General features: G+C 69.0%; 9 protein-coding genes. 6 read left to right on the forward strand and 3 right to left on the reverse strand.

Annotation, left to right across the window (positions count from 1 at the left end; genetic code table 11):
- Window positions 1–46: 46 nt before the first annotated feature.
- Window positions 47–1,390, reverse strand: a complete 1,344-nt coding sequence (locus WMF19_RS43305; protein WP_437895722.1) for a DUF1552 domain-containing protein — start codon at window positions 1,388–1,390, stop codon at window positions 47–49.
- Window positions 1,391–1,799: 409 nt separating this feature from the next.
- Between WMF19_RS43305 and WMF19_RS43310 the strand changes: the two genes are divergently transcribed.
- The 3 genes from WMF19_RS43310 to WMF19_RS43320 all read left to right on the forward strand — a co-directional run bounded on the left by WMF19_RS43310 (window position 1,800) and on the right by WMF19_RS43320 (window position 3,845).
- The gene (locus WMF19_RS43310; protein ID WP_272095485.1) at window positions 1,800–2,018 is read left to right on the forward strand and encodes a hypothetical protein; all 219 of its coding nucleotides are present in this window, start codon (window positions 1,800–1,802) and stop codon (window positions 2,016–2,018) included.
- 510 nt (window positions 2,019–2,528) lie between these two features.
- Window positions 2,529–2,999 carry a ferritin-like domain-containing protein gene (locus WMF19_RS43315; RefSeq protein ID WP_272095484.1) on the forward strand — a complete coding sequence of 157 codons (471 nt, stop codon included), beginning with the start codon at window positions 2,529–2,531 and terminating at the stop codon, window positions 2,997–2,999.
- Between the two features lie 60 nt (window positions 3,000–3,059).
- Entirely contained in the window at window positions 3,060–3,845 is a 786-nt protein-coding gene (locus WMF19_RS43320) for a leucine-rich repeat domain-containing protein (protein ID WP_437895723.1), read from the forward strand.
- Here WMF19_RS43320 and WMF19_RS43325 read toward each other — a convergent pair.
- Together WMF19_RS43325 and WMF19_RS43330 are read right to left on the reverse strand one after the other, a co-directional pair.
- On the reverse strand, window positions 3,826–5,520 hold the full coding sequence (locus WMF19_RS43325; RefSeq protein ID WP_437895724.1) for a M23 family metallopeptidase: 1,695 nt from the start codon (window positions 5,518–5,520) through the stop codon (window positions 3,826–3,828). The two genes, WMF19_RS43320 and WMF19_RS43325, sit on opposite strands and share 20 nt — an antisense overlap.
- A complete protein-coding gene (locus tag WMF19_RS43330) occupies window positions 5,517–6,125 on the reverse strand; it encodes a hypothetical protein (RefSeq protein ID WP_437895725.1) in 609 nt (202 codons plus the stop codon). The genes WMF19_RS43325 and WMF19_RS43330 overlap by 4 nt, the downstream gene beginning before the upstream one ends.
- A 594-nt stretch (window positions 6,126–6,719) precedes the next feature.
- Here WMF19_RS43330 and WMF19_RS43335 point away from each other — a divergent pair.
- The 3 genes from WMF19_RS43335 (at window position 6,720) to WMF19_RS43345 (ending at window position 23,682) form a co-directional block, all read left to right on the forward strand.
- Complete coding sequence (locus tag WMF19_RS43335) at window positions 6,720–15,719, forward strand: neuraminidase-like domain-containing protein (RefSeq protein WP_437895726.1); 9,000 nt, start codon at window positions 6,720–6,722, stop codon at window positions 15,717–15,719.
- A gap of 35 nt (window positions 15,720–15,754) precedes the next feature.
- The gene (locus tag WMF19_RS43340) at window positions 15,755–16,303 is read left to right on the forward strand and encodes a hypothetical protein (protein ID WP_437894616.1); all 549 of its coding nucleotides are present in this window, start codon (window positions 15,755–15,757) and stop codon (window positions 16,301–16,303) included.
- 191 nt (window positions 16,304–16,494) lie between these two features.
- Window positions 16,495–23,682, forward strand: a complete 7,188-nt coding sequence (locus tag WMF19_RS43345; RefSeq protein ID WP_437895727.1) for a SpvB/TcaC N-terminal domain-containing protein — start codon at window positions 16,495–16,497, stop codon at window positions 23,680–23,682.
- The last annotated feature ends 774 nt before the right edge of the window (window positions 23,683–24,456 follow it).

Raw genomic sequence — 24,456 nt, forward strand, 5'->3', positions numbered from 1 at the left:
CTTCAGGCGGCGAACCTGGCCTTCAGCCAGGCATCGCGGGAGACGCCTACGTGAGGTTCGTGAGCGGCCCGGTGCAGTACTGCCGCAAGCCGAACGTGGTCCGGGGGTCGCCGAACAGGTTCAAGATCGAGACGAGCAGGTTGTTGTGCGGGAGGCTCGGGTACCGGACCCAGCGCCCGGTGCGCAGGCCCCCGCCGCCGCCGGCCAGCAGGAACGGCATGTTCGTCTTCATGTGGGACGCCGGATCCGAGATCTCGGAGCCGAAGAAGACGACGCTCTCGTCGAGCAGCGAGTGCCCGCCCATGTCGACCTTCTCCATCTCCTGCAAGAGATAGAGGTGCTGCTCCGAGTACCAGGTGTAGATGAGCTCGCACTCGGCCGGCCTGAAGCCGCCCATTTCCTGGTAGAAATGGTGGTGCTCGGTCAGGTTCAGCCACGGCAACGTGTACTTCGCCTCGGTGTCGCTCCACTGCAGGGTGCCGACCGCGGTGATGTCGCAGGCGAGCGCCATCACCAGCATGTCCGTCATCAGCTTGCCCACCTTGGGGATCGCCGCGTCGGTCGCGCTGTCCACGATGACGCCGGCGTCGTCCGAGTTGAGCCCCGCGCTCGGGTCGTAGTCGGACGTGTCGACCATCATCGGGGCCCGGCAAGCGCTCGTCGTGGCCGGCGTGCTGCCGAGGCTCTGCTCGATCTCGCGGATCTTCGTCAGGTGCTGGTCGATCTTCTGCTTGTCGGCCGCGCCGAGCCGCGCGGAGAGGGCGTCGTAGCGCCGGTCGAGGTAGTCGAGGATCGATCGCTTCCGCGCGAGGCGGAGGGCGGCGTCGTTGCTGGCGCCGGGGTCCAGCGTGCCGAAGAGCTCGGTGAAGATCTCCACCGGATCGATGCGCGGCGGGATGGGGCTGTACGGCGCGGTGTCCTCGAAGTTGGCGATGTTCATCGGCGACATCAGGCCGTGGGACTTGCCCGTCGCCCAGCGCACCGCGAGCTGGACGCTCGCCTTCGCCCTCTGACCGGCGGAGATCCGGGAGGCGATCACCTGATCGATGGACGGCCCCTTCGCGTAGCCGGTCGAGGTGACCATCTGAGCCGTGCCCGTGAGCCAGGCGATGATCCCGCTCTGGTGCTGCTCTCCGACCGCGCTCTTCATGTCGAGGCCGTCGACGACGAGCAGCCGGTCCTGCACCGGCGCGAGCGGCGCCAGGATGGGGCCCAGGGTGAAGCTCGTCTCGGTGCCGGTCGGACGCCAGCGGTCGATCACGGTCCCGCCGGGCGTGTAGACGGCGAGGAAGCGCCGGGCGGGGGCGGGCTGCGCGCGCGCCGGGCGATCGGTTCCCATGATCTCCAGCCACGGGAGCGCGATGGCGATGGCGCCGGCGCCTCGCAGCATGGCTCGTCGGCTCAGGCGGAATCTCGACATACCCCTCGCCCCTTTCATGCAGCCATGCAGAGGAAACCGTCCGTCCGGGTGAGCTCGACGAGGAGCGCAGGTTCGTGACTTGCGGACCCGGACATCGTTCTCGCCCCTCGCCCCTCGCCCCTCGCCCGCGCCGGGCGAGCTGACGTCCCGTGATTCAACAATACCCTTTACGAAATGGCCAGGGGGATTGTCGCGCGGGGCCCACCACGATGCGGCTCACCACGAGAGCACATGCCGCCGCGCTGGTGCGAGGGGCGTGCGAGGGGCCACGTCGTCGAGCGCGCAGCGCGCGGCGCCGAATTCCCTTGCCGGCGCCGATCGGCGCGTGGATGCTCGCCCCGGATGCGCGGCTCGCGCAGAAAGGATGAGCGTCGAGGCCATGGACGAGCTGGTACGACAGGTCGCAGAGAAGGTTGGCATCTCGGAAGACAAGGCCCGGGTGGCCGTGGAGACGGTGGTCAATTTCCTCAAAGAGAAGCTCCCCGCGCCGCTCGCCGCCCATGTCGACACCGCGCTCGGCGCGGCGGCCCCCGCCATCGCCAACCTCGACGTCGGCAGCCTCGCAGGCTCGCTCGGCGGCCTTTTTGGCAAGAAGTAGCGGCATCTCCGTCGAGCGCGGGGCCGGGGCGCTCTCGACCGAAGTCCACCTCTCCTCTCCTGATCCTGACCTGGACAACGCCGCCTCCTGAGCCTGACCTGGACGACGCCGCCTCCGCGCTTCATGCGGAGGTATGCTCATGTCCAGGACGTGCTCGCGCTTCGTTGCCTGGTGCGGCGCGAGCACGCGCCGATTGCGCCCCGGCACGCCACGGCTCCGTCCTGGTCCGGCGCGCTCTCGACCCGGCGTCGCGAGACCGCGGCCTCGATCTGGGCTGAGTCTTCGCATCGCCTCGAGCGCAGGCCCTGGAGAGGGCCGTCTCGGGCGCGGCGGCGGGCGACAAGCGTGGAGAACCGCGGGTTTCCTGGACGACGCACGCGCAGTGATGGATAGCGGCTGCACAGGCGGGCCCCGGCACCGGGCTTGCGAGCATCGAAGGCCTGGAGAAGCACCCGCCCACCTCCCTCTTCACGCGGGCGGTCCGCTTCCGCGAGAGAGGAGCGATATTCCATGGCGTCCGTGATCGGCGGCGAAGCCGCGTTCATCGGGTCCTTGACCGAACTGATCGAGCTCAATTGGTCCACGGTGGACGCGCTCGCAGCAGCGCTCTCGCGGATGAGCCGACCAGGCGACAAGAGCCGGCTCGCGAGCTTCCTTCACGATCACGAGCGTCACCTCGAGGTGCTCGCCGCCCTGGCCCACGAGCTCGGCGAGCCGCCGGTGGAGAGCGCCGTCCGACCCAAGCTGAAGAGCAAGGCGCTGACGAACGGGATGGTCGGAGATCGCGCGATCCTCGAGGCGATGAGGCATTACGAGGAGGACAGCTGCGCTGCTTACGAGCGGATGATATCGTCCCGTGAAGGCCTCTCCGAGCGCGCGCGCGACGTCCTCCGGCACTCGCTCGCGGTGGAGCGGCGCCACCGGGACTGGTTCTCCGAGCAGCTCGACTCGCGACAAGGGCTTTTGCTGTTGCCGCTGTAGCGCGCGAGCGCCCTTTGGAAGACGCGGCTTTCCTGCGTCGTCTCGTGTATCATCGCGGCGATGATTCGCCCTCTCGTCCTTGCATCCCTTGGCATCGCCCTTCTCCTCCTCGGCTGCGACGAGCCCCAGAAGCCCGTTGCGGGGGCGGCTTCGGCCGCGCCTTCCGCGGTGAAGCCCGCCGACGCGCCTCCTGCCGCGAGCCCCGCGGCCGCGGCCAGCGCGCCGCCGAAGAAGCAAGACGTGGTGTGCACCAAGAGCGATCCGGTGACCTTCTCTCATCCGGCGCTCGAGGCCAGGGTGCGGCAGCAGCTCCAGAAGCCCGAGGGGCCGATCAAGCGCGCCGAGCTCAAGAACATCAAGACCATGAACCTGTCCGAGGCCCAGGGGCTCGACGAGCTCGATCCGTGCATTTTCCCCGAGCTCACGGGCCTCAAAGGGCTCTACCTGCCGCCGGGCAAGATCGACGACCTCCGCCCGATCAAGGGCCTGCTGCGGCTGGAGTCGCTGCGCATCTCGGCGACCCTGGTCAAGGACCTCTCGCCGCTCTCCGGCCTTGTCAAGCTCGACCGGCTCGACATCGGCCGCACGCCCGTCGCCGACCTCTCGCCGCTCGCCGGCCTCACCAGCCTCACCGAGCTCCAGTTCGATGAGACCGAGGTGACCGACGTGAGCCCGCTCGCCGGCCTGAAGAAGCTCGAGATGCTCCAGATGAAGCGGACGCGGGTGAGCGACGTGTCGCCGCTCCGGGAGCTCAAGAGCCTGAAGAACGTCTACCTCGAGGGCTCGCGGGTCGAGGACGCGAGCCCGCTCCGGTCGATCCCCGGGATCAAGATCCACGAAGGCTGAGCCGGCCTGCCCTCACGCGGTCGCTCGCGCGTCGCGCCGAGCGCCGCCGCGTGCGGGCCGCGCCGAGCGCCGCCGCGAAGAGCCCGATCTGCCAGCCCGCTCCGGCAGAGCCCGCGGCGCCTGCGCCGGCTGCGCCGCACTCGCAGCGCAGCTGCCCGTGAACGCCGACGTTCGTGCCGTGTGCGTCCTCCTCCACGTCTCCAGCCGGAGCGCCCCCGGAGCCGGCCTCGCCAGCCCCACCGGCGCCCGCGCCGCCGGCTTCGCCCGGCAGCGGCGGCGCGTCGATGACGTAGAGCGCCGGTCCGGAGCCCTGCACAAGGAACGGGCGCGGCCGCAGCGCAGGCCCGAGCGGCAGCGCGGCGAGCCTCGCTGCCGGCCACACGACGGCCCCGTCCGGCTCGAGATTCCACGCGCCGGTCACCTCGGCGTCCGGCACGGCCCGCCGCTCGGCGCCGTCGATCAGCCAGAGGGAGGCCGCGCCGTCGTCGCCGCGCACGAGCAGCGGCGACGACGGGAACGCGTCGCCCTCCGGCAGCGCCTGGAGCGCCGCGTCCGGCGCGCTGGCGACGTCCCAGAACCGCGAGAACCCCCAGGCGCCCAGCGCGCCGTCGCCGCCGAGCGGTCGCCTCACGCCGGAGGGCAGATCGAGCGGGCACTCGAGCGCCCTCGGGCTCCCCTCGAGCTCCACCTCCTCGCCGCTCAGCGCGTCGACCCCGTAGGCGTGGACCGCGTGCTCGCCCCCGATCAGGCTGAGCGGCATCGGCGCCTCGAAGCCGTGCGTGCACGAGCCGAGCGGCTCGCACAGGTCGTCGCGGCGCAGGTCCGCGGGGAAGCTGTAGCCCTCCGCGCCCGCCTCGGTCGCGGGGACGTCGAAGTAGAGCCGCGCGTCGCCCGGCGCGCTCTCCGCGTCCGGGTCGCGGGCCCACCCCGCGATACCGCTGCATCCGGCGGTCTCGAGGGCGCCCTCGGGGGGCTTGTTGAGCAGCGCCTCGTACGAGGCCACGAGCGATGTGTAGGGCGGCACGAAGACCACGCCGACGCCGCTCACGGACTGCCGCACGTTGAAGTGCAGGTGAATCGTCGTCGGCGTGCCCCCGAAGACGTTGGACACCCGCCCGATGCGCTCTCCGCGCGACACGTCCTGGCCGGGCGAGACCTGGACATCAGACATGTGCAGGTAGTCGTAGCGGGTCCCGTCCTCGCCGGTCAGGTAGACGGAGTAGCTGCCGACGCTCGTGATGGTGCCATCCACCACCGCGACGACCCAGTGTCTCCCCGCCTCGCACGTCGCCGGCCGCACGTCCTGCCCCTGGTGCCCTGTGCCGGAGGGGCAGAGAGGCATATCCCACGAGCGCAGCTCGCAGTAGTTGTCGCGCCACGGATAGGCGTAGTTGTCCGCGTCGCACTGTCCACCGGCAGGGCCCGCGCTCCCGCCTTTGCTGTAGACCTGGGAGTTGGCGAACGCCGGGCCCTCCTCGAGCGGAAAGCGCATGGAGGGGGCATACACCATGTCGTCGACGCGCCCCTCTCCCGAGCCTGGGAGGAGCTCGCCGGCCGGGCGGTACGAGAACGGATCGGCCGCGACTGCGCGCGTCGGGAGCGCGAGCGCGGCTGTCGCGACCAGCGAGGCCAGCGCGGCGGAGCGGGAGCGCAGCGGGCGGAGCGGCGCGATCATGGCATGTCTCCGGCGGCCCTGGGCTCGTCGCCGCCCACATAGACGAGCTCCGAGGCGAGCTCGAGGACGAGCGCGTCCGAGGCGCAGGCCGGCGCCTCCGGGGAGGCGCACTCGACGTCGAGCGCGTACGAGACGCCGTTCTCGATCCACGACGCGCTCCAGATACCCTCGTTCATCGTGACGAACGCCGGCGCCCCGCGCACGGCGCGGGCCCCCCTGAACGGTGGAATGTTCGGATATCTGCGAGAAAAGCGGGTCATTGTGAGCGAGACGGTGATCGCGTCCGTCTTTGCCCAGAACGAGGTCCAGTGCTCCCTGGCGACGAGGACCGGCGCCGCGAGGAGCTCGCGCCGCGACGGCACGAGCACCGGGACCCGCGAGGTCCTGGCGGCGTGGGCCGCCGGCTTGGGGAGCGCCGCGAGCGCGGTCCGGTCGACCGAGGCGGCCGGCGGCCAAGTGACGGCGGCGATCACAGGGGTTGCCGCCGCGGACAGCGGCTGGGTGGCCGCTGGATCGGGCGGCGTCTCGGCGGGAGGCGCGGCCTGGTCGCACGCGGCGACCGCAACAGAGAGGAGGATAACAACAGCAGTGGGCGCGCCGCGCATGAGGCCTCGCGGAAGGGGACCCTCTATTCTAGTCGAAAATCGGCAGGCCTGGCCAAGAGGCGGTGGGGGACGCGCAAGATGTCGCCAGGGTGTGACCGGGACGACGTGACGTTCCGCGCGAAGGCTGCGTGAGCAGCGCGTCAAAGGACACCAGCCTTTGCCATGCCTGCGTGAGCTCATGGCGGTGGCCGTGCGGTCGCGAACGGCCGGCGACAGCAAGAGACAGACGTCCATCGACCGCGCGTGAGCCGTGGACATACCCCGAGATCGTCGAATGGCGGGGACGTGTTTCGAGCTTTCCAACGAGACGCGCCGTGGTAGTTCAAATTACGTCCTGCAGGGGCGTCCGCGGTGGCCCGCTGACGCACGTAGAGTCGAAGAGGGGATCGACAGCAAACAACTGATGTCTCGCGGAACCGCGAGAGCGTCCTCGTGCGGAGCGATCGGCGCGCGAATCGTCGCGCCGATCGTTCCGCGGTGGCTCTCCTCGTCATCTCCTCCGCTGTCGACCGTCGGCGACGAGGCGCACCGGCCGCGGCGGCCGAACACTGCGCCAACTGATGGTTTTTGACCATGGAATCGAAGGGAGCTCGCATGAAAAAGTATAAACTCTCCGGTCGGGTCGTCCGAGCCAAGACCGAAAGGGGCGTCGGGAGTGTGCGTGTCGAGGCGTGGGACAGCGCGGAGGTCACCACGGATCTCGTCGCCGTCGCCGTGACCAACCAGACCGGCGATTTCGAGATATCGCTCGACCAGGCCGCCGTGGATCGCCATTTCCAGGGGCGGAAGCCGCTGATCGCGCTCCGCGTGTTCTCGCCCGGGGCCGAGGAGTACGTCACGCGCTACACGCAATGGAAGGTGTCGCCGACGCCTGCGACCGTGCGGATCGAGGTGGACCTCGCGTTGACCTCGACCAGGCGCGCTCCAGCCCAATCGGTCGTACGCGGCATCGTGCGGAACGATCAAGGCGCGACGGTCGCGAACGCGACGGTGCGCGCCTACGACGTGAGGCTGACGTCAGAGATAGAGATCGGCTCGTCGACGACCGATTCGACGGGTCATTACAAGATCTCGTACTCGCCCCTGCTGGCATCCGGCAAGCAACAGCCGGATCTCCGGGTGATCGTCTACAACGGGTCGAATCAGGAGCTGGGCCGCTCCGCGCTGATCGTCCGCGCCCCATCGACCGCCGTCGTCGACCTGGTCACCAGCCAGAACCAGGAAGATCGCGGCCCCTCGGAGCTGCAGCAGCTCAAGTCCCGCACCGCGGCCCATACGCAGGGGGTGGTCCTCGGAACCCTTCAGGCCGAGCAGGTCGAGTTCGTCGCGATGGGGACCGAGGTGGATCGCGGGAAGGTCGAGGCGCTCGTCGCGGCCGACTCCCTCCTGACGTCCGTCGGCGTCGGCGGGTCCGCCGATTCTTTTTACCCCTTCGTCCGCATGGGCTTGCCGGCCACCCGGCGCGGGCTCCTGTCGTACCCCAAACCCGCGCTGCGCCGCGCGCTCGACGAGGCAAAGGAAGCGAAGATCGTGGGCGGCGAAGTCAGCGATAGCTTCGTCGATCTCCTCACCCAGGCCGCCGTCGATCTCGCCATGGGGGCGCCGCCCGCGGGAGCGACCTGCAGCCTCGGTCAGCTCGTCGAGCTCGTGCTGTCCGAGGAGGGCTACGCGGAACAGTTCCTCGCCGAGTACCTGGCGTTCGATGGCACGCCGGAGGCCTTCTGGGCCCACCTCGCGTCCTTGCCCGAGTACCAGAGCGAGGGCTCGCTCAACATCCCGCGGCTCCAGCTCGTGCTGCAGCTGGGCGCGCTCACGCGCTATCACTTCCCGCTCGTCGAAGAGCTGTGGGAGCGCTGGCAGGACGCCCAGTTCGCCGAGCTCAAGGACCTCGCGGCCTACAGCGAGGCCGACTGGATCGCGGTCCTCACCATCCAGCGCAACGGCTCGCCCATCAACTACCCGGCCGACACGCCCGGAGCGACGGTGGCCGAGAGGCGCGCGACCTACGCGAAGGTCCTCCGGCGGGCCCTGGAGGAGGCGTTCCCGTCGAAGGCGGTCGCGTCCGCGATCGCCGCGGTCGGCGGGAGCGAGCTGCCCACGTTCTTCGACAACAACCCTTCGTTCAAGCTCGGCGAGGCGCGCATCGGCCACTTCATCGCGTCGAACCCGGGGGCGGTCGCGGGGCTCTCCAACCCCATGGTCGCGGTGCGCGATCTCAAGGTGGTCGAGCGGCTGCACAATCTCACACCCAGGTACGAGGAGGCGAAGGTGCTGCTCGACGCCGGGTTCAAGTCGGCGCGGGAGATCTCCATCCGCGGCAAGCCCCGGGTCGGCGCCGAGCTCGGCGCTGCCCTCGGAGGCGTCGAGATCGCGAACGACATCTACGAAAAGGCGGTCGCCGTCTCCGATGTTGCGCTCGCGCTGTCGCTCAAGTTCGGCACGGCCTTCAACCAGGGCTCGGCCTACGCCCTGCCCAACCCCGCGCGCCGCGCGAGCCAGCCGGCGCCCGATCTCGCGACGTACGAGGCGCTCTTCGGCTCCTCCGACGCGTGCGCGTGCGCGCACTGCGCCTCGGTCTACGGCCCGGCGGCGTACCTCGTCGACATGCTCCGCTTCCTCGACCGGTACAGCTCCACGATCACGAAGAGCGGCAGCACCAAGTGGACCGCGAAGGAGCTGCTCCTCGGCAGCGCGCCGGGCTCCACGCCGGCGCGCGCCGGGCGGCGCCCGGACATCGGCCGGATCGACCTCACCTGCCAGAACGCCGACACGCCCCTGCCGTACGTGGATCTGGTGAACGAGATCCTCGTCCACGCGTTCGTGGGCGAGACCAAGGAGCAGAACGAAGCCCCGCCCGCGTTCCCGGAGCACATCGCGACCGTCGGCACCGCCGAGGAGCTCGCGGCCATGCCGAACCCGCCGAGCGGCGAGGAGGACTGGCACGAGACGGCTTACGAGCGCCTGGCGGAAACCGACTTCCCCTTCAGCTTGCCGTATCACCACCGGCACCACGAGGCGCGCGTCTACCTCGAGCACCTCGGCGTGCCCCTGCACGCATTCCTGAGCGAGCTGAGGGCGAGCTGGTCCAGCCCGGAGGCCATGTATCCCGAGGAGGCGGCCGCCCATCGGCTCGGGCTTTCACTGCGCGAGCGCGATCTGATCCGCGGCACATCGATCTCGGGCGTGACCCTGGCGAGCGCCTGGGGCGTCTCCGTGATCCCCGGCGGGCTGTTCAACGTGCCGGTGTTCCTCAAGCGCTCGGGGCTGTCCTACAACGAGCTGCGCGATCTGCTCGAGACATCCGTGCTCCATCGCTTCGGATCACCGGCGATCCAGCCGGCGGATAGCTGCAAGATCGACGAGCAGAGCATCGGCGGCCTGAGCGACGCCGTGGCCTCGCTGGACATCTTGCACCGCTTCCTGCGGCTCCGGCTGCGCCTCGGCTGGTCGATCCGCGAGCTCGACCAGGTGCTGGCCGCGTGCGCACCCAGCGGCACCGACCTCGTGAACAATCGCGCGCTGCGCGTGATCGCGGTGATCCAGGCGCTGCGCGCCGACCGGGGCATCTCGCTGCCGATCGCGGTGCTCGCGAGCTGGTTCGGGCCGCTCGACACCCGGCGCCGCGACGCCGGCGAGACGCCCTCGTTCTACGAGCAGCTCTTCCAGAACAGGGCCGTGACCAACCCGGTCGACGCGGCGCTCGCGCTGCCGGGGGTCGCCAGCCTGCCGACCGCCAACCTGCTCGCCGACCACACGCCCGCGGTCCTCGCCGGCCTGCGCATCAGCCGGGAGGAGCTGTCGCTGCTCACCGAGGACTCCGGGCTCGGGCTGCCCCCGCTCGTCCCGGCGGACACCTCCGATCTCGCGCCGGTGACGCTCGCGAAGCTCCACCGCATCGTCACCTTTGCGCGGGCGTTGCGGCTGTCGTTGCCCGATTTCCACGTGCTCTACAACCTGAGCAAGTACAGGCCGTTCGAGGTCGACAACCCAGAGCACACGCTGCGCTTCCTGGACACGGTCGATCGCGTCAGGCGCTCGGGGCTGTCGCCGGCCGACCTGGATGTCGTTTTCCGGGAGGGGTCGTCTCCGCGCGCGCGGATCTCCATGACGGCCGAGGCGGCGGGCCCCGTGCTCGACCAGATGTTCGGCGCGCTGCTGGCGCTGCGCGGCAAGAACGGCGACGGCGCCCCGGACATCGAGGCCGAGGCGGCCCTCGTCGAGGACACGCTCGCCGCAGCGCTGAAGCTCGACGCGCGGTCGACGCACCTGCTCATCGCGGACATCCTCACGACGGGCGAGCCGGGCGATGTGCCGCTCGGCAGCGCGTTCTCGCTGCCCGCCTCACCGCCGCCGTCGCTCGACGTCGTCAGCCGCGCCGCCCAGCTCGCCGCCTACCGGCACCTGGCCAAGGCCGCGGCGGTCGTGCAGCGGCTCGGCGCGAGCGCCGACGAGATCGAGCGGATGTTCGTCTTGGACGAGGGCGAAGGCGCCACGGTGGCCCTCGATCTCGACGCCTTGCCGCGCGCCGAGATCAACAGCGCCGGCACCGGCTCGCCGCTGTTCGAGGCCTGGGAGAAGCTCGTACAGTTCGTCGAGCTCCGTTCCCTGCTCGTCGGACCGAACCCGTCGCTGGCGAGCCTGTTCGTGGCCGGGACCCCGGAGCAGGCCGCCACGGCGCTGGCGGAGGCCACGGGCTGGCCCGCGGCGGACGTCGAGCAGCTGCTCCTCGCCCGCGGCTATGGGCCGAGCAACCCGCTCAACCCGAGCAACGCCGCGGAGCAGGTCTCGGTCCTCGGGCTCGTGCGCCGCGCGATCGTGATGCTGAAGCGGCTCGGCATTTCGGCCCAGCAGGCGATCGACTGGGAGACCTCGATGTACTCGGACGGCGCCGGGCCTGCCGAGAGCATCGTCCGGGCCGCGAAGGCCAAATACTCCGACGCCGAGTGGGCGCGGGTGGCGCCGCCGCTGCGCGACGTGCTGCGCGAGCGGCTCCGGTCGACGCTGGTGGCGTACCTCGTGGCGAAGCGGGGATACGAGGACAGCGACGACCTGTTCGCCAACCTGCTCGTGGACGTCGAGACGAGCCCGGCGGTGATCACCTCGCGCCTGAAGCAGGCCATCGGCTCGGTGCAGACGTTCGTGCAGCGCGCGCTCATGAACCTGGAGTCGGGAGAGCTGAAGCTCCCGGAGGAGGCGGCGCGCGAGTGGGCGTGGCGGAAGAGCTTCCGTGTCTGGGAGGCGAGCCGCAAGGTGCTCCTTCAGACCGAGCTGTACCTCGACCCGTCGCTGCGCGACGACAAGTCGCCGTTCTTCAAGGCTCTGGAGGCCGAGCTCCGGCAGCAGGACATCACCGACGACTCCGCGGAGCGCGCGTTCGAGCGGTACCTGGACAGGCTCGACGAGGTCGCGAACCTCGAGATCGCGAGCGCGTTCCACCAGGAGGAGGAGGGCGACGACACGCACCTTCCGATCGACGTGCTCCACGTCGTCGGCCGCACCGCGGCCCAGCCGTACAAGTATTTCTACCGCACGCGGGTGGACGGGCTGTCCTGGACTCCCTGGGAGCCCATCGATCTCGACATCGAGGGGGACAGGGTCCTGCTCGCCGTGGTGGATCGTCGCCCACACCTGTACTGGCCGATCATCGAGGAGCGCGCCGAGCCGGTGCAGCCGATACCGAGCGACACGCGCGAGGCGGGCAAAACGGCGGTGACGAGCCATTACATCCGCCTCGCGTGGAGCCAGCGCCGCAACGGCGCGTGGGGTGCGCGCCGGATGAGCGGCGGCTCGGAGGTGACGCTGGCGTCAGAGTCGGATCCCGATCGTGTCTCGCTGTTCGTGCAGCGCGACGACGAGCAGGATCCGCCCGCGATCGCGGCGATGACGCTCGACGGCACCGGCGGCGATCGCCTCGGGCATTTCGCGCAGAGCGCTTGCGGTGCGCTGGAGGGCACCCAATTCATCTCCAACTATTCGCACTTCAGATCTCTCAGTGATGGAATGCCCCTCAGGACCGGCTGGCGGGGGCAGCACGTGGTGTCGAAAGATGCGACAGAGCTGGTCGTTCCGGTCAAGATCAACGGCTTCCTGAAGTGGATCCCGCTGCTCGGCAGCGTCACCCCGTTCCGCGCGCTCATCCCGCGTGAGATCGGCAGCGGGCACTTCAAAGACACCGCCTCGGCCGGCGTGTCGTTCTTCTTCAAGGACGCGAAGTCGACGTTCTTCGCTGATCTCGTCCTGACCGAGTACACCGAGTGGGATAAGGCCACGCAGGTCCAGCCCGGGATGACGGCGTACGGCGACATCGGCCTGAAATTCGGCGCGTTCGCCATGCGCGCGGGGTCGACGGCGGACGAGTGGGCGCACAGGGCGCCCGAGGAGACGCGCATCGCGCACGTCTACGAAGACGCGAAGCGATACCGCTTCATGTCCTTCTACCACCCCTACGCCTGCCTGTTCCGGAAGGAGCTGCAGCGCTCGGGCGTGGACGGGCTGCTCAAGTGGTCGCTCCACCCGACCGAGCCGATCCAGCTCCGCTCCGGCGACGTCGACGCCTTCAAGGAGACGTACGACCCCGACCCCGCCAACGTGCTCACGCCGTATCCGAAGGAGGAGGTCGACTTCTCGTTCCAGGGCGCTTACTCGATCTACAACTGGGAGCTGTTCTTTCACGCGCCGTTCCTGATCGCCCTCCGGCTGATGCAGAGCGGCCGGCACGCCGAGGCGCAGCGCTGGCTCCACTTCATCTTCGACCCGACCACGGGCGATCCGGCCCCGGCGCCCGAGCGCTTCTGGAACGTGCGGCCGTTCCGCGAGAACAAGGATCTCGCCTCGATCGAGGACGAGCTCCGGGAGCTGCCGGCCTCGGAGCAGGGCGCGATGGCCAAGCTGATGAGCGCGCTCCTGACGAACCAGGGCGACGCGTCGGAGAAGCTCGATCTCGCCGCGCAGATCGAGGCGTGGCGGGAGGACCCGTTCAATCCGCACCTCGTCGCGCGGATGCGGCCGATCGCCTACCAGAAGGCGGTGGTGTCGAAGTACATCGAGAACCTGATCGCCTGGGGCGATCAGCTCTTCCGCCGCGAGACCATCGAGTCGATCAACGAGGCGACGCAGCTGTACATCCTCGCCGGCAACATCCTCGGCCGGCGCCCGGCGCGCGTCGAGCGGAAGGACGCGGTGACGCCGCGGAACTACTGGCAGCTCGAGGCGCTCGGGCTCGGAGACCTCTCCGACCCGGTGATCGGGTCGCGGTCCCGCGTCGAGGCGGAGAGCCTCGCGATCCTGATCAAGCCGCCTCACCCCACGATCCACGAGCGGGCGCCTGACCTCGGGGAGCTGTACTTCTGCGTGCCCCGCGACGAGGCGCTCTCGGGGCTGTGGGACACGGTCGCCGATCGGCTCTTCAAGATCCGACACTCGATGAACATCGATGGGTCGGTCCGGACGCTGCCCCTGTTCGAGCCGCCCATCGATCCGATGCTGCTCGTGCAGGCCAGGGCGCTCGGCGTGGATCTCGCGACGGTGCTCGGCGAGGCGAGCTCCCCGCGGCTCCCCTACCGCTTCCAGGTGGTGCTCGCGAAGGCGGCGGAGCTCTGCGGCGCGGTCTCCGGGCTCGGCGCCGCGCTGCTCGCCGCCATGGAGAAGAAGGACGGCGAGGCGATCGCGCGGCTCCGCTCCGGCCACGAGGTCGAGCTCCTCGCGGCGGTGCGCGAGATCAAGGCGCAGCAGGTCAAGGAGACCCAGGCGACCGTCGCCTCGCTGGAGCGGTCGCTCGAGACGGCGCGGCTCCGCCGCGACCACTACGCGGGCTTGCCGCGGATCAGCGCTGCGGAGCAGGGCGCGCTGGCCATGAGCATCACGGGCTTGGAGCTCGGGCTCGCGGCGCAGGTGATCGCCGCGGTCGCCCCCGGCGTCGAGGCGACCCCGTCGACGACGTTCGGCGGCGCGGGCACGATGGGGAGCCCGGTGGCCCTCACCACGATCGGCGGGCAGGCCTCGGGCGCGTCGATCGAGGCGGCGGCACAGGCGCTCTCCATGGCCGCCGGCGCGCTGCGCGAGGGCGCGTCGATCGCGTCAACGATCGCCGGCTACGAGCGGCGCGCCGAGGAGTGGGCGCTGCAGGAGCGGCTCGCGGCGAAGGAGATGCAGGGCCTGGAGAAGCAGATCGTCGCCGCGAAGATCCGCGCCGCGGTGGCCGAGGTGGAGCTCAGGAACCACGATCGGCAGACCGAGCAGGCGCGCGAGGTGCTCGAGTTCCTCCGGGACAGGAAGCGCACGACCGAGGAGCTGTACGACTGGATGGTGGCGGAGCTGTCGACCGTCCACTACCAGACGTACACGCTGGCTTTCGACATGGCCAGGCGCGCGGAGCGGGCGCTCCGGTTCGAGCTCGGCACGGCCGACAGCACGCCCGCGATGGTGCGCTTCGGCGCCTGGGACAGCCTGAAGCAGGGCCTGCTCGCGGGCGAGCGGCTCCAGCACGACCTCCGCCGCCTGGAGGCCGCATTCCTGGAGCAGACGCCGAGAGAGGCGGAGCTCGTCAAGAACGTCTCGCTCGCCGAGGTCGCGCCCGAGCAGCTCATGCGGCTGCGCGAGACCGGCACCTGCGACGTCGTGCTGACGCAGGAGGTGTTCGATCTCGATTACCCGGGTCACTACTTCCGGCGCATCAAGTCGGTCGCCGTCACGATACCGACCGTGACCGGCCCGTACGCGGGCGTGAGCTGCACGCTCACGCTGAGCAACACGCGCGTGCGCCCGCCGCCGCAGCCGCCGCAGCCGCCGGTGACCGCCGAGACCTATGCGGACACCGAGGGCTTCCGGACGGATCTCGCGCCGCTGACGGGCGTGATCGCGACCAGCGGAGGGGTGAACGACGCGGGCCTGTTCGAGCCGAACCTGCGCGACGAGCGGTATCTGCCCTTCGAGGGCGCGGGCGTGCTCGGCACCTACAAGATCGAGCTCCCTGCGGCGAACAACCGCTTCGACATCGCGGCGGTGAGCGACGTGATCCTGCACATCCGGTACACGGCGCGCTCGAACGGCGCCCTCGCGGCCGCGGCGAAGGCGTATTACCACGACCACCCCCCGGTGCGGCGCCGGCTCTTCAGCCTGCGGTCCGAGCTGCCGGCCGAGTGGGCCCGGTTCATGGCGGCGCCGTCGGATGACGCCGTGGCACAGCAGCTGTCCATCCCGCTCACGCCGGAGATGTTCCCCTACGCCCCGGCGACGCAGAAAGTCGCGCTGAAGAGCTACACGCTCTATGCGCGGTGGAACGGGAAGACGCATTATTCGGCCGGGGACGAGCTCCAGGTCGCGATGGCGCGGCCAGGCGTCGCGGAGGAGGGCCCGCTCACGCTTAACCAGTTCCCGCTGGACAGCACCGGCGGCTGCAACACGGGGGCCAGCGACAAGGTGAATTTGTCCGAAGGCGAAAGGGATCTCGGCACCTGGACGCTCGGCGCGAGCCGCACTCAGGTCGGCGTGATCGACGATGAGCTCAAGACGGAGGACGACCGGCTCAACGACACGCTTCAGGACATCTACCTGCTCTGCGAGTACGGTTTCGTCGACGCGATCGAGGTCGGATAAGAGAACCAGGCGATCTCTCACCAAGGAGTCAGCATATGTCGGACAACATCACGCTTCCTGAGGGCGCGGGCACGCTCCTCGCCACCGACGAGATCCTCGGCGTCCACGTCCTGCGCGCCAAGCTGCAGACAGGCGCGGACGGCACCGCCGTCGACGTCTCGCAGACCGACCCGCTTCCGGTGACTCTGGTCGGGTCGCTCCCGGCCGGCACCAACACGGTCGGCGCGGTGAACGTGAAGCCGGCCACGGCAGGTGGGCTCTCCATCTACCGCAACGTCGGACTGAGCACCACGGGGCAGAGCGTGAAGAGCTCCGCCGGGCAGGTGTTCGGCTGGCACCTGGCCAACTGGAGCTCGACCGATGCGTTCGTGAAGCTCTATGACGCGGCCGGGGCCCCGACGGTCGGCTCGAGCCAGCCTGCCTTGACGCTCATGGTGCCGGCCGGGCAGGTGGTCTCGGCAGAGCACACGAATGGTATCGCGTTCACGAACGGCATCGGTATCGGCGCGACCGCCGCCGCGGCAGACGACAACACCTCCCAACCGGGAGCGAACACGGTGATCGTGAACGTGTTCTACAAGTAGCGCTGCCCGCAGAGGGGACGAGCCCTCGTCCGGGGGGATCGGGCGACGAGGACAGGGCCGTGGAGAGCTTGAACAGTCCGTGAGCGGCGCTGGCCCGGCGCCGCTCACGGGCTCGGCGGCCGGCGCCGTCGTGCCGGAGCGAGTCGCTCCGGGCGCGCGGGCCGCCCATTGCCATGGGAAGAGGGAGACGAATGAACGCTCGTGAGCCCAAGAAGGAATCCACCGCTGCTCCGGCAGCATCACCGGCCGCGCCGGACGGCGGAGCTCGCGGCAAGAGCCGAGACCCCGCGTCCCTCGCCCGGGAGGGGTCCGGCAAAGACACCGAGGCTCCGAAGGGCCTCCCCGGCGCGCCCAAGGCGCCGGAGCTGCCCGCGCCCGCGCTGCCCAAGGGCGGCGGCGCGATCCGCGGGGTGGATGAGAAATTCTCCGCGAACCCGGTGACGGGCGCGGGGTCGTTCTCGATCCCGCTGCCGCTGAGCCCCGGCCGCGCGGGGTTCGGGCCAGCGCTGGCGGTGACGTACGACTCGGGGGCAGGCAATGGCCCGTTCGGCGCCGGCTGGCAGCTGTCGATCCCGCGCATCACGCGAAAGACCGACAAGGGCCTTCCCCGTTACGACGACGCACACGAGAGCGATGTGTTCGTCCTGTCCGGCGCGGAGGATCTGGTGCCGGCCCGGTCGATCGACGGCGCCACGCTCGACCGGTACGAGACCGACACCGAGAGGGTGATCCGCTACCGTCCCCGCGTCGAGGGCGCGTTTGCGCGCATCGAGCGCCGCGAGGTCAAGGAGGGCGGAAACGTGTACTGGACGGCGACGACGCCGGACAACATGACGAGCGTCTACGGGCGGAGCGCGCCCGCGCGGATCGCCGACCCGGCGAGGCCTGCGCGCATCTTCTCGTGGCTGCTGGAGGAGACTCGGGACGACAAGGGCAATGTCGTTGTATACGACTACAAAGCAGAAGACCTGATGGGTGTGGCGCGCGACGAGGCCGCGGAGAGCCACCGCCACGCCGGCCGTGCGGCGGTGGCGAACCGCTATCTCAAGGGCGTCCGTTACGGGAACACCGTGCCGGGCGTCGCGGGGAGCTTCCTGTTCGAGGTCGTCTTCGATTACGGCGAGCACGACGCCGAGGCGCCCACGCCCGCGGAGAGCGCCCCGTGGCTGGTCCGCCAGGACCCGTTCTCGGTGTACCGCGCCGGCTTCGAGATCCGCACCTACCGGCTCTGCCGTCGCGTGCTGATGTTTCACCATATGTCCGAGCTCGGCGAGACGCCGTGCCTCGTGCGGTCGCTGGATCTCACGTATGCGGAGAACGCTTACCTGACGCGGCTCGCCACCGCGATCCAGGCCGGATATGTCCGCCATCCGCAGACCCAGGCGTACAGCCGCGAGGCGCTCCCGTCGATCGCGCTGACGTACAGCGAGCCGGTGATTCACCGCGAGGTGAAGTCGCTCGACCCCGAGAGTCTGCGCGACCTGCCGGGCGGCACGATGGGTTCCGGGCGGCGGTGGGTCGATCTCGACGGCGAGGCGCTGCCCGGCGTGCTGATCGAGGAGGGCGAGGCGCTGTATTACAAGCAGAACCTCGGCGGGGGCCTCCTGTCCGCGGCGCGGCCGCTGCAGTCTCGCCCGGCCGTTTCTGGCGGGCAGCTGCTCGACATCGACGGAGACGGGCGCAAGGAGCGGGTGGTGTTCGAGCGGCCGGTGGCGGGCTACTTCGACCGCACCGACGCGGGCTGGGCGCCGTTCCGCCCGTTCGCGTCGCAGCCGAACGTCGACTGGAGCGACCCGAACGTCCGCCTGATCGATCTGAACGGCGACGGGCACGAGGACATCCTGATCACGGGGCCCGACACGTTCACGTGGTATCCATCGCTCGCCAAGGGCGGCTTCGACCGGCCGATCACGATCTCGCGTCCGAGCGACGAGGAGCGCGGGCCGTCGCTGGTCTTCGCCGACGCTGCGCAGAGCATCTTCCTGGCCGACATGAGCGGCGACGGGCTGGTGGACCTCGTGCGGATCCGGAACGGCAATGTGTGTTACTGGCCCAACCTCGGCCATTGCCGGTTCGGGGCCAAGGTGCAGATGAGCGGGAGCATGCGGTTCGACCACGAGGGCCGCTTCGACCCGAAGCGCATCCGCCTCGCCGACGTGGACGGCTCGGGGACGACCGATATCGTCTACCTGCACCCGGACGGCGTGCGCTTCTATGCGAACAACGCCGGCAATACGTTGGCTTCGCCGGTGATCCTGCCGCAGGTGCCCGACGTGAGCGATCTGGCGGCGGTCGAGGTGATCGATCTGCTCGGCTCCGGGACCGGGTGCCTCGTGTGGGCCTCATCGCTGCCCGGGGCGCGCCCGCGGGTGCGCTACATCGATCTGCTCGGGAGCAAGAAGCCGCACCTCTTGACCTCGATCGCGAACAACCTCGGAAGGACCACGACGGTGACGTATGCGCCGTCGACGAAGTTCTACCTCGCCGACCGGGCGGCCGGCCGGCCGTGGGTGACGAGGTTGCCGTTCGTGGTCCATGTCATCGAGCGCGTCGAGGTCTTCGACGCGGTTTCGCGGCATCGCTTCGTCACGACGTATGCATACCACCACGGCGACTACGACGGTGTGGAACGGGAGATGCGCGGCTTCGGCATGGTGGAGCAGCGGGACACCGAGTCGTTCTCGGCGTTCAGCGGGGCTGGCTTCACGCCGCCCGCGGCCAACGCCGATCCCGAGCTGCACCTGCCGCCGGTGCTGACGAAGACGTGGTTCCATACCGGCGCCTGGATCGAGGGGGCGAAGATCTCGGCGCAGTACGAGAGCGAGTATTACGCCGGCGACGCGGCGGCGGTCCGCCTGGCGGACACGCTGCTTCCCGAGGGGCTCCGCGCGGTCGAGATGCGCGAGGCGTGCCGGGCGCTCAAGGGGCGGCCCCTCCGCCAGGAGATCTATGCACTCGACGGCTCGGCGGAGGAGCCGCGCCCGTACGTCGTCACCGAGCACAGCTACGCGATGCGGCGGCTCCAGCCCGCGGTGGGCGATGTGCACGCGGTGTTCTTCGCGCATGCGCGCGAGGCGCTGGAGTACCATTACGAGCGCGGCGAGAGCGATCCACGCGTGGCGCACGCGCTCACGCTGGAGGTCGACGATTACGGCGCGGTCCTGCGGGCGGCGCAGATCGGGTATCGCCGGCGGGCGGCGTGGGCGGAGTTCCCCGAGCAGGGGCAGGGGAAGGCGACGCTGACGGAGAGCAAGGTGAAGCACCTGGTCCCGGACGAAGAGGGTGCTTATCGGATCGGGGTCCCGACCGAAACGCGGACCTACGAGCTGCACGGCCTGCCGCTCGGCGCGGAGGGGGTGCTCGCGTTCCAGGCAGTCCTCGACGCGGCGGCTGCGGCGGAAAACGTGCCGACGCTCACGTACGACGGGACGCCGAGCGGGGGCTTCCAGAAGCGCCTGTTGCAGCATGCGCGCACGAGGTACTGGAGCGACGATCTCACGGGGCCGCTGCCGTTCGGAGAGGTCGGCAGCAGGGCGCTCGTTTACGAGAGCTTCGCCAAGATCCTCACGCCTTCGTTGATCACGTCCGTGTTCGGGACCCGTGTCACGAGCGGCATGCTCGCGGAGGGGGGCTATCTCCAGCTCCCGGACGATCCGGACTATTGGGTGTCCTCGGGGCGGGCGGTGCCTTCGGCGGCTCACTTCTACTTGCCGACGACGTTCGTCGATCCGTTCAGCAATGCGTCGCAGGTCGCCTACGACCCGTATTGCCTGCTCGTGACGGCGGTGACCGATCCGCTGAGCAATCTCGCGGAGGCCGTCCCCGACTACCGCGTCCTCGCCCCGCGGCAGCTCACGGACGCAAACCGCAACGTGAGCGAGGTGCGCTTCGACGCGCTGGGGAGGGTCACGGCGATGGCGCTGATGGGCAAAGCGGGTGCCGGCGAGGGCGACACGCTCGACGACCCGACGGCCACATTCGCGTACGATCTGGAGCGATTCGAGTCCACCGGCGAGCCGAGCGTGGTGCACGCGCGCGCCCGCGAGCAGCACGGACCGGGCAACCCGCGCTGGCTGGACACGTACATCTACTCGGACGGCTCGGGCAACGAGGTGCTGCGCAAGGTGAAGGCGGAGCCGGGGCTCGCGCCCGAGCGCGACGCGAACGGCGCGCTGGTGCACGACGCAGAGGGCGACCTGGTCTTTTCGCATGCGACGTCGCGCTGGGTCGGGACCGGGCGCACGGTGCTGGACAACAAGGGCAATCCGGTCAAGCAGTACGAGCCGTTCTTCAGCGCGACGCACGAGTACGAGGACGAAGCGGAGCTCGTGGAGTGGGGGGTGACGCCGATCCTGCGGTACGATCCGCTCGGCCGGCTCATCCGGACCGACCTGCCCAATGGCACGTTCTCGCGGGTGGTGTTCGATGCGTGGAAGCAGACGTCGCACGATCCGAACGACACCGTGCTGGAGAGCGCGTGGTACGCGGCGCGGCAGGCGCTGACGGCGGGCGATCCGGAGCGCCGCGCGGCTGACCTGGCGGCCGCGCACGCCGGGACGCCGGCAGTGAGCCACCTGGACGCGCTGGGGCGGGTGTTCCGCGCGGCGGCGGACAACGGGGCCGAGGGGGAGTACATCACCCAGACGACGCTCGATATCGAGGGGAAGCCGCTCGTGATCACGGACGCGCGCGGCAACGTGGCGATGCAGCATCGCTTCGGGCTGGGCGGGCAGCTGCTCTATCAGAAGAGCAACGACAGCGGCGAGCGATGGATGCTGGCGGGCGCGACAGGACAGCGGCTGCGGGCCTGGAACGGGCGTGGGTTCGTCTACCGCTCGTCGTACGATGCGTTGCGCCGGCCGACGCACGAGCAGGTGCAGCTGGGCTCGGGCAGCGAGCGGCTGGCGCGCCGTTACGTCTACGGCGAAGTGCACCCGCAGGCGACGGCGCTGAACCTGCGCGGCAGGCTGTACCAGGTGTATGATGGCGCGGGAGTTGTGACGAGCCAGGCGTACGACTTCAAGGGAAATGTGCTGCAGGCGTCGCGCCGGCTGCGCAGCGACGTGCACACGGACGCCGACTGGTCGGTGCTGTCGGCGCTGACGGATGTGTCCGCCATCGCGACGGCGGCCGAGCCGCTGCTGGAGACCGAGAGCTTCGGCACGCTGACGGCGTACGATGCGCTGAACCGCCCAACCAGCCTGACCGCCCCGGATGGCCTGACCGCCTCGGATGCGAGCGAGGTCAAGCCGACGTACAACGAGGCGGGGCTGCTGGAGCGGGTGGAGGCGCGGATTCGAGGCGCGGTGGCGTGGACGACGTTCGTCGACAACATCGATTACGACGCGAAGGGGCAGCGCGAGCGGATCGAGTACGGCAACGGCACCTCGACGGCGTACACGTATGACCCGCTGACGTTTCGGCTCTCGCGCCTGAAGACGACGCGGAGCTCGGACAGCGCGGTGCTGCAGAACCTCACGTATGTGTACGACCCGGTCGGGAACATCGTGGAGATCGGGGACAGCGCGCAACAGACGGTGTTCTTCAACAACGCCGTGGTGTCACCGAGCGCACAGTACGTGTACGACGCGGTCTACCGGCTGATCGAGGCGACGGGGCGGGAGCACGCGGGCGGGCTGTCGGACGCGCCGCGCGACCAGAACGACCTGCCGATCCAGTCGCTGCCGCACGCGAACGACGCGCAGGCGCTGAGGAACTATACGGAGCAGTACGTCTATGACGCCGTGGGCAACCTGCGGAGGATGGTGCACCAGGCGGGCACGGGAAGCTGGACGCGGTGGTATGCGTACGAGGAGACGGAGAACAACCGGCTGACGAGCACGACCGGGGACCCGGAGAACGGGCCGTTCCGCACCTATGCGCATGACGCGCACGGCAACATGACGTCGATGCCGCACATCACGGCGCTGACCTGGGACGAGAACGACCAGGTGCGGAGCACGGATCTCGACGGCGGCGGCAATGTCTATTACGACTACGATGCTGCGGGTCAGCGCGTGCGCAAGGTCTGGGAGCACAATGGGCTCGTGGACGAGCGCATCTACCTCGGCGGTTACGAGGTGTACCGGAGGCGCAACAGCTCGGGGCTGGTGCTGGAGCGGCAGACGCTGCACGTGATGGATGGCGCGCGGCGGGTGGCGATGGTGGAGACGAAGACGGTCGACACGTCGGGGCCGTTCACGGTGACGCCGCGGGTCCGCTACCAGCTTGACAACCACCTCGGGTCGGCGTCGCTGGAGGTGGACGGGGCGGGGCTCGTTATCGGGTACGAGGAGTATCACCCGTACGGGACGACGGCGTATTGGTCGGCCGCGTCGGGGATCGAGGTCTCGCAGAGGAGATACAGGTACACGGGGAAGGAGAAGGACGAGGAAACGGGGCTATACTATCACGGGGCGAGGTACTATGCACCGTGGCTCGGGAGGTGGACGAGCGCGGATCCGGCTGGGATGGTGGAGGGGACGAACCTGTACGCGTTCGTGAGCGGAAACCCAATAGTACTGAAGGATCCAAGTGGTCATCAAGGAAAGAGAGCTGCGGGGGGTCTCACGGTTTCTCCAGAATCAAAAATATCTGCGAGACAGCTTGTTGAGATGATCAAGCGCAATGATAAAATCCCGGGCTGGATGAAGAACGCATTCTCTTGGCGGGAAAATCGAATCTTCGTTAATAGTCAAGCTCAGCTGCCTCCGGGCGTTACGCAGAAGGATGTGCCGGAATGGTTTACGTCCGCTGCACGCGCCATTCAATCAGGTGATTGGCATCTTACCACAGCGGCGTCAAACGTATCGAAGGACAGTCTTTACCCTAACGACAAGCTTCAAGGCGATTTCGAGCCCGGAGACGTGCCGGTCTGGGGGCACAAAGAAGATGGAGTGATGGTCGGCGAAACGATAGACTCATACCCGAGCAATGAGTATTGGGGGAAGAGAAAGATGCGGGACGAGAGGGCAAGCGGTGACACGGATCCAGCGCTCCGACGTCCAGCGACAGACAAGAAGCCAGCCCAGGGGTTGATTGTTGTGGCGAACCGATTTCGCAATCCTATCGATTCGAGCAAAGAGGTAAGCCGATCTGAAGATTCGATTCTGGAGACGTTCTTCCATGAGCTGTCTGCTCATGCCGGCCTGAGATCTCAGGGGATATCCGACGAGCATGGCCCCCTTGGTAACTGGCTCAGTATCCAGACTGAACCCGCCGATCATTTGGCTAAAGCTGTCCACGAGTTCTTTTCGGCACCGAGCGAAACGGAGGCCATCAAGTCGGTAGCTCCCACTATGTGGGAGCAAGCGGCGCGGAGCGTCGAACCCAAAGAAAGCGTGTGGCAGAGAGCAGCCAAGGCCGCGGAGCAACAATAGATCAATTGCCTGCGCGTAGGTCGCATAAGGCGCGATCCGAAGGTCAAGATATTCTTGGAGGTGACCGCATGGTTCAGTCGCAATCGAGTAGTACGTAACGTGCTTTAGTGCGGCCTAACCGGCCTCACATCCGTGAAACGTCGTCGCTTCCGCCGCCTCGGCAGGTGCAGGCCGGACTCGGTACGCTCGCCGGAGGGCGTAGAGCGTAGATGGGTGATAACAGGGGCCCGTCGGAGCGCAGGGCCCCGGGGCGACGCCAGCCGCCCCGGGGAGCCCTCCTGAAGGGCGGCGACGAGGTGCAACGACGCGATGCACCCGCCCCTGGCGGCCCGACGGCTGGAGTTTCTGCGAGGCGCCGTTGAGTGCCCGGGCGCCGCGTCCGTTGCCGTGACACTGCAACATCGGGCCACGCCGCTTACCCCAGCCTCGACAATCGACTTCGGTTGTGCGACAATCAACCCGATGACACGAAGTCAAAGGGGAACGATGAGAACCAGCGAAGCGTTCGCGGTGGCGGCCTTGGTCTGCGCCGGTTGCGCCGGTGCACGCGAGGCGACCAGCGTGGACCAAAGCCAGTGCCGCCCCCGTGTTACGATGGCTCCAGAGCCGTCTGTTGCCCCTTTGCCGCATGGGTCTAGCCTCGGCGATGGCGCCGAGTCCCTCGTGCGAAAGGTCGCGGAGACTGACCTGCACTGTTCTGTACAGCAAGTCTACCTCCGACGTGCTTACGGTGAGGGAGACATCGAGGTGGGCGGAGCTTTCGAATACTATGGG

The organism is Sorangium sp. So ce124 (assembly GCF_051525235.1).
Taxonomy (GTDB): domain Bacteria; phylum Myxococcota_A; class Polyangia; order Polyangiales; family Polyangiaceae; genus Sorangium; species Sorangium atrum.

Bases quoted from the DNA above. Each gene is read 5' to 3' on its own strand.
- WMF19_RS43320 (WP_437895723.1), top strand. From the start codon at position 3,060: ATGATTCGCCCTCTCGTCCTTGCATCCCTTGGCATCGCCCTTCTCCTC.
- WMF19_RS43345 (WP_437895727.1), top strand. From the start codon at position 16,495: ATGAACGCTCGTGAGCCCAAGAAGGAATCCACCGCTGCTCCGGCAGCA.
- WMF19_RS43325 (WP_437895724.1), bottom strand. From the start codon at position 5,520: ATGATCGCGCCGCTCCGCCCGCTGCGCTCCCGCTCCGCCGCGCTGGCC.
- WMF19_RS43330 (WP_437895725.1), bottom strand. From the start codon at position 6,125: ATGCGCGGCGCGCCCACTGCTGTTGTTATCCTCCTCTCTGTTGCGGTC.
- WMF19_RS43315 (WP_272095484.1), top strand. From the start codon at position 2,529: ATGGCGTCCGTGATCGGCGGCGAAGCCGCGTTCATCGGGTCCTTGACC.
- WMF19_RS43310 (WP_272095485.1), top strand. From the start codon at position 1,800: ATGGACGAGCTGGTACGACAGGTCGCAGAGAAGGTTGGCATCTCGGAA.
- WMF19_RS43305 (WP_437895722.1), bottom strand. From the start codon at position 1,390: ATGCTGCGAGGCGCCGGCGCCATCGCCATCGCGCTCCCGTGGCTGGAG.
- WMF19_RS43340 (WP_437894616.1), top strand. From the start codon at position 15,755: ATGTCGGACAACATCACGCTTCCTGAGGGCGCGGGCACGCTCCTCGCC.
- WMF19_RS43335 (WP_437895726.1), top strand. From the start codon at position 6,720: ATGAAAAAGTATAAACTCTCCGGTCGGGTCGTCCGAGCCAAGACCGAA.